General features: G+C 45.8%; 8 protein-coding genes. 5 read left to right on the forward strand and 3 right to left on the reverse strand.

The window, feature by feature from the left end; translation table 11 throughout:
* A partial coding sequence (locus A3735_RS14825; protein ID WP_068638209.1) for an FMN-binding glutamate synthase family protein occupies window positions 1-1,229 on the forward strand: 1,229 nt, incomplete at its 5' end.
* A gap of 128 nt (window positions 1,230-1,357) precedes the next feature.
* Here A3735_RS14825 and A3735_RS14830 read toward each other — a convergent pair.
* Window positions 1,358-2,251: a PP2C family serine/threonine-protein phosphatase gene (locus A3735_RS14830; RefSeq protein ID WP_082880432.1), complete on the reverse strand. Its 894-nt coding sequence runs from the start codon at window positions 2,249-2,251 to the stop codon at window positions 1,358-1,360.
* Window positions 2,252-2,503: 252 nt separating this feature from the next.
* On the opposite strand from A3735_RS14830, the gene A3735_RS14835 reads away from it, so the two are divergent.
* From A3735_RS14835 to A3735_RS14845, 3 genes are all read left to right on the forward strand, one after another.
* Entirely contained in the window at window positions 2,504-3,139 is a 636-nt protein-coding gene (locus A3735_RS14835; RefSeq protein WP_082882087.1) for a methylamine utilization protein, read from the forward strand.
* Window positions 3,129-5,462 (forward strand): EAL domain-containing protein, encoded by a 2,334-nt coding sequence (locus A3735_RS14840; protein WP_068638211.1) that lies wholly within the window; start codon window positions 3,129-3,131, stop codon window positions 5,460-5,462. The genes A3735_RS14835 and A3735_RS14840 overlap by 11 nt, the downstream gene beginning before the upstream one ends.
* A gap of 104 nt (window positions 5,463-5,566) precedes the next feature.
* The gene (locus A3735_RS14845) at window positions 5,567-6,760 is read left to right on the forward strand and encodes a hypothetical protein (RefSeq protein WP_068513344.1); all 1,194 of its coding nucleotides are present in this window, start codon (window positions 5,567-5,569) and stop codon (window positions 6,758-6,760) included.
* 55 nt (window positions 6,761-6,815) lie between these two features.
* Here the strand turns inward: A3735_RS14845 and A3735_RS14850 are convergent, their stop codons facing one another.
* Together A3735_RS14850 and A3735_RS14855 are read right to left on the reverse strand one after the other, a co-directional pair.
* Window positions 6,816-7,832 (reverse strand): medium chain dehydrogenase/reductase family protein, encoded by a 1,017-nt coding sequence (locus A3735_RS14850; protein WP_068513341.1) that lies wholly within the window; start codon window positions 7,830-7,832, stop codon window positions 6,816-6,818.
* An 82-nt stretch (window positions 7,833-7,914) separates the two neighbouring features.
* On the reverse strand, window positions 7,915-8,529 hold the full coding sequence (locus tag A3735_RS14855; protein ID WP_068509688.1) for a hypothetical protein: 615 nt from the start codon (window positions 8,527-8,529) through the stop codon (window positions 7,915-7,917).
* Window positions 8,530-8,786: 257 nt separating this feature from the next.
* Here A3735_RS14855 and recQ point away from each other — a divergent pair.
* A partial coding sequence (recQ, locus tag A3735_RS14860; RefSeq protein ID WP_068638216.1) for a DNA helicase RecQ occupies window positions 8,787-10,595 on the forward strand: 1,809 nt, incomplete at its 3' end.

Below are 10,595 nucleotides of genomic sequence, written 5' to 3' on the forward strand. Positions count from 1 at the left end.
CTGAAGAAGTCGCCGAAGAGCCAAGCTTGGCAGAGGTTAAAGCTTTGGCACAAGACGGTTTAGAGAAAACCGGTGGCCATGGTGAAATGGTAGCGATGGGAGTACCCCGTACGCAACTTCCAGAATGGGATGATATTCAAATCATGACCGCCCAGATGGCAACGAAGCCTTTGTTGGAAGATGAAAAAGTAGGGACGGAGTTGATCATCGGACCGAAAGCCAAAAAGCCTTTGGTATTAGATATCCCACTATTTGTTTCAGATATGAGCTTCGGTGCACTTTCAGAAGAAGCAAAGATCGCACTAGCAAGAGGGGCGGAATTAGCAGGGACGGGTATTTGTTCCGGGGAGGGCGGTATGCTGCCTGAGGAACAGGCCGAGAATAGCCGCTATTTCTATGAATTAGCGTCAGCGCAATTCGGCTTCTCTGAAGATGTTCTACAACAAGTTCAGGCCTTCCACTTTAAGTGTGGGCAAGGCGCGAAAACGGGTACCGGAGGTCATCTTCCAGGAGCCAAAGTGCGTGGAAAGGTTGCTGAGGTAAGAGGTTTGGCTGAAGGTGTGGATGCTATATCGCCTTCTTGTTTTCCTGAGATGAATGGCCCTAAAGATTTTAAACACTTCGCTGATCGCATTCGTGAGGTGTCGGGTGGTATCCCCATTGGCATGAAGTTATCTGCTAATCATATCGAGAGAGACATTGAGTTTGCCTTGCAAGCCAGTGCAGACTATCTGATTCTCGATGGCCGTGGTGGTGGTACTGGTGCAGCACCGAGTTTGTTTAGAGATCATATTTCTGTGCCTACTTTGCCAGCCTTGGCACGCGCTAGGCGCTACCTGGATGACCGTAAACGTCATGATGTCACGCTAATAATTACTGGTGGTTTGCGAGTGCCCTCAGACTTTATCAAAGCAATGTGCCTAGGGGCCGATGGCATTGCGATCTCAAACTCTGCTTTGCAATCTATTGGCTGCGTTGCTGCCAGGATGTGCAATACCAACCTTTGTCCGGCAGGCATTGCGACACAAAAACCTGAACTCAGAGCTAAGCTGGATATTGACACCTCTGCACAGCAGCTTGAACGCTTCTTTAAATCCTCGACACACTTGATGCAAGTGATGGCGAGAGCGTGTGGCCATGACCATTTGAGTAAGTTTACTCTGCAAGATATTGCGACTTGGAAAAAGGAGATTGCCGAATTAACGGGTATACCGTTTAGTGGCATGTAGAGATACCTTTTCCCAACAGTTGAATTAGTAACATGTCACCTTTTTGAGGTGGCTTGTCTTTGACATGTTAGTTTCCAAGAATCTGTGTCAGTGTGGGCTTTAGTTGAAGCTAGTTTTGATCGATAATGCTACAGCCAAGTAAAAACACCTGATAAGTTATCTTTAGCCTCACCCGCGAGTACGGTGCTTTTTAAGTTCTCCGCAGCACTTTCCGGGGTATCTAGGGATAGAGCATACTTGATGCCTTCATCTCCAGCCGGGTCGTGCAGACCGTCGGAGCACAGCATTAGTCTATCGCCCACAGCCAAGTCTAGAAAACCGATATCCAGATCAATGTTCTCATCAACACCTACCGCTCGAGTAATTGCATTGTTTTGAATGTTTTCTGTCGGTAGACCTGATTCTTTATATAAGTTATAGATTGAGTGGTCTGAAGACAATTGAGTTAGTTCACCGCGTCTCCATAAGTAAAGCCTGCTATCCCCAGCCCATAAGAAGGTAGATTTGTTATTCTCAAGCGCCAGAAGTACAACCGTGCTGCCACACGTTAGTTGATTATCCTTTGCATAGCTAAATATCTCGGTGTTTACATTTTGTATAGTTTGTTTAATTGCATCTACTTTGGAGAAAAGGTTTACTGGTAGTTCCTTTTCAGATAGTTGCCTTACAATCTCCTGGCTAGCTTTATCGCCATCAACATGACCGCCCATACCGTCAGCGACAAGCCATAATGAATCAGAATCTTTTACCAGGATTTCATCCTGGTTTTGAGTTCGTTTATTACCTACATCACTGAAACCAAATGATTGAATGTTGAAGGGGATAGCTTGTCCTTTGTTATTATCAGTCATAGTCGAGATATTCAGTTCGCTAGTAACATCTGAACGTTGAAAGTTTGAAAGAATGTCCAGGCCAGAAACCGCATCATCCGATTCTAGCTCGGTTGGCGGAGTGATGATGGCGTTCGGACTTTCATGGTCAGCTGCTATGGTTGTTGGGTAGAAGGTAGTGCACGGCTTCATTTTTGTTATTAACGCATTATCCCTTGCGTAGAAGCCTATTTAAGCATGCTGTAGGACTAATATCTATAGCCTATAATTTAAATTTACTAGGCTATTTAGGTGTGATTCGAATTCGTCGGCTCTGGCTAAGTATAATCGAACGACCCTTAATCGGAATCAAAAAATAGTCACCTGACTTCTTTCTGATTCCGGTTTTTGAACCTACACTGATTAACAGCGTCTAAGGACTTCTATAGCGACTGGAGAGTGTTAGTGAGCCGTGTTAACCCACTTGTTTTTGCAATGATTAGTTTACTTGTTTTCTGTTCGACACCCTTAGCTGCTTTTGAGGTTTTAGTGCTTGATCAGAACGGTAAACCGGTTAAAGACGCTTATGTAGCGATACCCGAAGGAAATATTGAGCAAGCAGAGGAAACGCCGGCCATTATGGATCAGCTTGATATTGCCTTTGTACCTCATGTATTGGCGATAGACCAAGGGCAAGCGGTTGTCTTTCCCAATAGTGATAATATCCGTCACCATGTCTATTCCTTTTCCCAACCCAAAAAGTTTGAAATTAAATTATATCAAGGAGTTCCCGAACAGCCGATTACCTTTAATCAGCCGGGTTTAGTGGCACTAGGTTGCAATATTCATGACTCAATGTTGGGCTATATCTATGTGTCACCATGGCCTAATTATGGTGTGAGCGATGAAAGCGGCAAACTTACCTTTTCTCAGACAGCTGAAGAACTGCTCATTTGGCATCCTCGCTTAGAGGGGAAAGCCGGTTTAGTTAGAAAAGCTATCGATAGTAAGCATGAAACAGTCACGATTACCTTGAAGCTCAAAAAGGAAAAGACGCGACGTCAGTTCAGAGCGTATAGAAGGGATCGCGATGATTATTGACTTGAGCTTGCGAAAAAAAATCCTACTATCCTTTTTAAGTTTAATTATTGTCTCGTCGATTATGACGATTTCGGCAGTGTTATTAGCGACTAACAATAGTGTCGCTGAGCAGGCGAGAGAGAAGCTCGTCGTAGGTCAAAAGGTTTTTGAACAGTTACTGGCGCTGCGAGGTAACCAGTTGTTCGAGTCTGCTGAGGTACTGACCTCAGACTTTGGTTTTAAAGCCGCTGTGCTGGATCAGGACCGTTCAACTATTGGCTCAGTGCTCGACAATCATGGGGCTAGAATAGGCGCTGACTTGATGATGATCGCCTCACTCGAAGGTGACTTGATTGCCAGCACAGGTAAAAGCCAGAACTTCCCCTTTAAGCACTTGTTGTCAGAAGCAGAGGAAAATGGCGGTCTGATGCAAACCGTTGTATTAGATGGCTTACCCTACCAAATTCTGATGTTGCCGGTACTTGCGCCGGTTACGTCTGCCTGGACAGCCGTAGGTTTCCAAATTGACGATAAGCTTGCTCGGCAGTTAAAAGAGCTGACAACGCTGGAGGTGAGCTTTTCGGGTTGGGATAGCAATGAGCGCCGCTTTGAGTTGTCGACTCTGGATGAGCAGACTAACGCAGCAATGAGGGTCTATGAAACTCAGGGTGACTGGTTGCACATGACATACCAGGGAGAGTCTTTTTTAGCGCTGGTGACTTCATTGGTGAAGGCTGATAATTATCAAGTGAATGCGGTATTGAGTACCTCCTTGTCTTTGGCTATTGCCAAATTTTCACCACTAAAAATCCATATACTCATTATTGCATCCGTTGCATTGCTACTATCGGCTTTTATTGCCTTTATTATTGCCCGAAATATTACACGACCGGTTAATACGCTGGTGAGTGCGGCAGAACGAATTAGCCAGGGTGATTATAAGGGAGAAATTGATTTTGATCTTTTTAAGAAGAACGAGATAGGTAAACTCGCTAACAGCTTAAGTCATATGCAGCGGGGCATCGCTGATCGAGAAGACAAAATTCTCTATCAAGTCTTTCACGACACTTTGACGAGTTTGGCTAATCGCGCTTCGATACAAGAGAAGATTGAAACCCTGCTTGAGCAAAGCGATGGTGATTCAGACATATTTGCACTGATGCAGGTGAATGTTCGTCACTTCAAACAAGTGAATACGACCTTTGGTTATCATATCGGCGACCAGCTTCTAATTAGTATTGCCAAGCGCCTTTCTTCGCTGATGGGTGAGGATGATAGTGCTGCAAGGCTGGGGGCGGATGAGTTCTTGTTATTGCTCAAGGCAGATACAGAACCAGAAGTATCTGCACGAGCGAATCGAATTTTAGAAGCGATTATTGAGCCCTATCAAATAAACGAGCTTAAGCTCCCCATTGCATTTACCTCGGGTGTGGTTTTATATCCACAGCATGGTCAACGAACTGATGAATTAATGAGGCGTGTGGACATAGCGCTCAATGAAGCGAATGAGCAGAAGCTTGCTTTGTTGCTTTATCAGCCAGGTAGTGATGAAAAGCATCTTAAGCAAACGCGCCTGGTCAACGATTTGAAAGAGGCGATCGATCAAGATTCCTTATGCATGTTCTATCAGCCAAAGCTGGAGCTTAAGCAAGGCAAAGTCACCCAGGTTGAGGCATTGATTCGTTGGATTCATCCCGAGTTGGGCTTTATCTCACCTGAAGAGTTCATTGGTCTTGCTGAACAGTCTGGCTTGATGCCACCGCTAACGCGTTGGGTGATTGCTAGTGTATTGCGTGAAGCCGCTGCTTGGAGAACTCAAGGGATAGACCTAAAAATGGCGGTCAATCTCTCGGCTTATGATCTGGCCAACGATGACCTACCCGATTATGTGGCGCAAGAGCTTGAGAAAAACGGCCTCTCTACTTCTTCGCTAATTCTTGAAGTCACCGAAAGTGCGATGATTGATAACCCGGTTCAAGCCCTAAAAGTGCTTAATCAATTAAGAGACCAAGGGATTATCTTGGCGATTGATGATTATGGCACAGGCTATTCATCTTTGAACCAACTTAAAGATTTACCCGTAGACGAGCTAAAGATCGATATGGCCTTTGTTTTGAAACTGGATGAAAGTAAATATGACCAGGCTATTGTCCAGTCAACGATAGACATGGCTCATCAGCTCGGTTTAACTGTCGTTGCTGAAGGGGTTGAAAACAGAGCGTCTTGGGCCTTACTCGAAACATGGGGATGCGATAAGTTACAAGGTTACTATATCTCTCGCCCACAAAACTCGGCAGACTTTGTTACCTGGTTTAAAGGCTATGATGTAAACAGTGAGTACTAGCATTATTTTTTCGATGAACAAGGCTAAACAAAGCATTCAGAATAAAACACTCTTCAGTTATCTGTGCCGCCTTGCTTCTAGTCGCTTTGATCAGCAGCGCACTTGTGCATGCAAAGCAGAATAGCCCACACCGCTTTATCGGCAATGTGACGCTTGTTACCAACTATCAAGACAGCGGAAATACATGGCTCAATGGTGGGCTGGGACGTTTTGGACAGGGTGACCAGGATAGCTCGGTTTCAGGCCTATTTGAATCAAATATCGAGTATCGGTACCGGCCTTCTTCTGCCTTTCAATTGAGTACTCATATCCAAGCACAAGGTACGAGTAATGATAGCTCCGTTCGCTCTCTTGGGGTGATAGAGTGGAGCGCAAGGTATCGTCATGATATCGACTTCAATCAAGCGCTTAGTGTTAAGCTGGGCCAGTTTTTCTTACCGACCTCAATGGAAAATATAGATCGCTTCTGGGAATCCCCTTATACCATTAGCTACTCTTCGCTCAATAGCTGGATAGGTGAGGAGTTTCACCCTATCGGCTTAGACATGTCTTATCGTTATCATTTTGATAGTGGGCCAGAGTTATCGGCAGCTGCAACGGTCTTTGGTGGTAATGATTCAATGGGCGCTTTGTTGGCCTATAGAGGTTGGACTTACGGGCGTCAGCGCACGGTATTGGGTGATGTATTGGCCTTGCCTGAGCTCAGCAACCTTCAAGACGGGCAGATTTTTGCGGGGCAGCGAGATGACGGTACTAAACCTTTTGGTCGAGATCTTGATGGTCGGCCAGGGTATGCGCTGAGGTCATCACTGGCTTTGGATGAGCTGAATATAAAGCTCACTTGGGTCGATAACCGGGGCGATACGACACTTCTACATGCAGAATATGCCTGGAAAACCCGCTTTGCTATGGCTGGCTTGGCTTGGCGTATTAGTGAGGGCTGGGAGTTCTTATCGGAAGCCTCTCAAGGCAGCTCTGAAATGGGAGCGGGTCCTGGCATTGATATAGATTTCTACAGCCTGTACGGCATGTTTTCCTACCGTCTGAATGACTATCGAATCAGCTATCGCTATGACCAGTTTGGTATTGATGACCAAGATCAGATGGACCAAGAAAATAACGAGTTTGGGCGTAGTCATACCTTAGCGTTAATGTGGCAGGAAGAAGACAGTGCGCTGCGCTTAGGGGCGGAAGTCTTGTTCCTTAAGAGTAAGCGATACCGCGTACTTGAGGGCCCGCAAGTCTATCGTGACAGCGATTCTATTAGTGTCAGTATGTTGGCTCAGTATACCTTCTAGAATATGCGAAGGCTCAGCAAGCCAATAAATGGAAGAGCCTTGCTTTCATTGTGAGTTAGGGGACTAAAATTACTTTACCAATATTCTTGCGTTGCTCGATATGCTCATGCGCTTTGGCTGCATCCTTGAAGGAAAACGTGCTATCGACATGAGGCTTGATCCAGCCTTCAGCATAGCCTTTTAGTATCTCTTTCATCCAGATATCAATCTTCTTATGTTCATGCCATAAATGCCCCATATTGACACCATATACGCCTTTGTTCTGATCCATTAAACCAAAAGGGTGATAAAAAGGTGTTTGCACAATCATCTTAAGCATATTCAACTTGCCTTTGATTCCCGAGTCGGACACAGAGGAAATACCAAACATGCCTAGTCGGCCGGTGTTAGCTAAGGCACTGTAACTTTTTTTCAGGTTATCGCCGCCAATAGGGTCTGTGATCAAGTCGACACCGCGGCTATTGGTGAGGGCGAGAAGTTCTTTCTTCCAATCCTGGGTACGGTAATCTATTGCGTGATCCAAGCCCTTTTCTTTTAAGAACTTGTGCTTCCTTGAGCTAGCAGTACCATAAATTGTAGCGCCAATATGCTTGGCGATTTCCAGTGCAGCAAGACCGACACCACCTCCCACATTGTGAATGAGAACGCTCTCATGAGCTTGTAAGCCTCCCATCGCGACGAGTAATTGGTAGGCGGTAAGGTAGTTTACGGGGATTGCTGCTGCGGCTTCGAAGGAGAGCGTTTCTGGTTTATCAAATACTTGTTGTAGGGGCACTGTGACTTGCTCAGCTTGGCCGCCAAAGCGTGTTAAGGCGATAACTTCCTTGCCTAGCCAGGATTCATCTACGCCTGTGCCGATAGCATCAATGACACCCGATACTTCATAGCCAACGGTACAAGGCGTTTTCGGCGCATCAGGGTAGAGGCCTTGTCGAGCCAAAATATCAGCAAAATTCAATCCCGCAGCTTTCACTGCAATACGAACTTCCTTATCACCAGCCACCAGGTCGGCAGCCTCTTGAACTTGTAATACATTTGCTTTCCCGCTATTGCTTATGATGATTTTTTTCATGATGCGCTCCTTGAACTTGACTGGTGCTAAAACTAACTCAGTTCAGAGAATGAGAAAACCCTTACTTTTCGGAATGGTGTTTTCAATAATCTGGTTCAAACTCGAATGAAGCGAAAAGTTGGTCTGCGTAGTTTGTTAGTTCAAGTGTTGCTGCGTGAGTTTCATAGCGTCGGCTTAGCGTCGTGCTGATTAGTACGTTTGCGAAGCCGGGGTGAGGACAGGTCAGGGTGATACTGTCTATCAGCGCTGGGCCGGGCTTTGCTCGACCTCGCCAGTCTTCGCTATTACTGGTTTGACGAATGCATAATTCGCCATAGCGTGTATCAATGGCTTGTGCCTGGTGATGGAGGACTAAACCTTTTGGCTGCCGTTCTAATTGCAGGTGGCGCTTTAGTGCCTGTAAGTGCGCGTTGGCACTCGAATACATACCGCTTCTTGGGCCGCGAGTTAAGGTGACTAGAATGGAGTAACTATCGTCTTGGTTTAATTGGCTGAGTTTCAGACGATGACTTGTGCCATATACGACTGCAAACCAGGGTGTTTCTGTAGGCACTTCAAAAGAGAAAGTAAAGCCATCAACACGCTGACCGGGTTTAATGTTGGTCTGATCAAAGCTGGCGCAAGCTGATAAAAACAGTGCTAATAGGACTATTGAGCGCTTTATTATTAGCGTTATTGGCTTATAGGAAGTTAGCATCTGCTTACTTTAGCATTTAGGAGGTGTTCCATCTAGTTTAGTTGCCAGAATGGCGTTTAATATTTTGGCCTATTGTAATGTAAATCGTGTTGGCCGACTTTGCATGCGACCCACTATATTTGCTAGGCTTCTCGTGAATTCAATCATTAGCAAAAGGAATTTGCGATGCCGATAAATTGGAAAGACCTGCCCGACGTGTCTCCTCATGATGCCCAAAGGGAAGTTAAGAATCACAGCCCCTTTCAGGAGAACGACCTATGAATAAGGACACGGCGCTTCACGCCCTAAAATCTTACTTTGGCTATGATGCCTTTCGCCTCAATCAGGCGGGTGCCATCGAACGTACACTTAAGGGCCAGTCTAGCCTGGTGATTATGCCTACCGGTGGTGGTAAGTCTATTTGTTACCAGCTGCCCGCTGTCATGCTGGACGGTTTGAGTATTGTTGTCTCACCTCTTATCGCACTAATGCAGGATCAAGTCTCAGCACTTCAACTTAGCGGTATTCAAGCTGAGGCGCTAAATAGTGCCTGCAGCAGTGATGAGGAGCAGATGATTCGAACCCGAGCGGAAAGTGGTGCACTTAAGCTTTTATATGTATCACCCGAACGCGCTGTTTCAAGAGGTTTTTTGAATTGGGTGAGTCGTTTGAATATCGTGCAAATTGCCATTGATGAAGCGCACTGTGTTTCAATATGGGGGAATGACTTCCGTCCTGAATATACTCGCCTAACCGAGCTGATACGTTTGTTCTCCAATGTGCCGGTAGCCGCCTTGACTGCAACCGCAGATACTGCGACACAGCAAGATATTCGTCAGCAACTAGGCTTGGTCAACTGCGAGACCTTTGTATCCAGTTTTGAGCGTAAAAATATTGAAATAGAGGTCTTGCCAGCTAAAAAACGAATTCAGGTGATCTACCAGTTTCTGCAAACGCAAGGCAAGGAAGCCGGTATTATTTATTGCTTGAGCCGCCGCAGTACCGAAGAAACGGCAGCGAAATTACGTGATGCCGGATACATTGCCGAGCATTATCACGGAGCGATGAATAGTGAACGTAGGGCAGAGGTGCAAGACAAGTTCTTGCGTGATGATATCCAGATAGTCTGCGCTACCATCGCCTTTGGTATGGGTATCGATAAACCGAATATTCGCTGGGTAATTCACTATAACCTGCCAAAAAATATTGAAAGCTATTATCAGGAAATGGGCCGTGCCGGGCGAGATGGCGAAGAGGCCAAAGCGCTACTGTTTGCAGGTTTTGGTGATATGAAAACCCTGACAGGCTTTATCGAAGATAGCGATGCCGATGAGCGCTTCAAGCAAGTGCAATTAGCCAAGCTTAGCCGGCTTTGGGAGTTTACCCAAACGCTTTCTTGTCGTACCAATTTTGTTCTGAATTACTTTGGTGAGCATCGAGAAGAAGGTTGTGGGCACTGCGACCACTGCATTCATCCACCCAAAAGCTTCGATGGCACAGTCATCGCTCAGAAAGCCCTGTCTGCTTGCTTTAGAGTTCAGCAGCGCAATTTGGCTGTAGGTATTAATATGTTAATTGATATCTTGAGAGCTTCATCGAGTCGCGCGGTATTGGAGTCGGGTCTAAATACTATCAAGACCTACGGCGCAGGTAAGGACATCGCCTGGAAAGACTGGTCTCACTACATTACACAGCTGATTGATCGCGGCTATCTATCACTCGACTTTTCTCAAGGCAGTACACTGCATCTGACGGACTTATCGATGGCTGTTTTGAAAGGAGATAAGACAGTTCAGCTATGTGAGCCTGTAGATCCAAAAATCAATCAGGTTGAGAAAAAAGTGAACAAGCACGCCGATCTTAGCGAGGCTGAGCATCTTTTGTTTGAGGCATTAAAAGGGCTCAGAAAAGAAATTTCGCAGAAGGATAAAGTTCAGGGCTATACCGTTTTTTCAGATGCAAGCTTAAAAGATATGTCTCGGCTTAAGCCTGGGAACTTAGCCGCCTTCTTGACGGTCAGCGGTGTGGGGGATCATAAGTGTGAGAAGTATGGTGAACCCTTCGTTGCCTTAATATCGAGCTTGGTT

The organism is Oleiphilus sp. HI0061 (assembly GCF_001635675.1).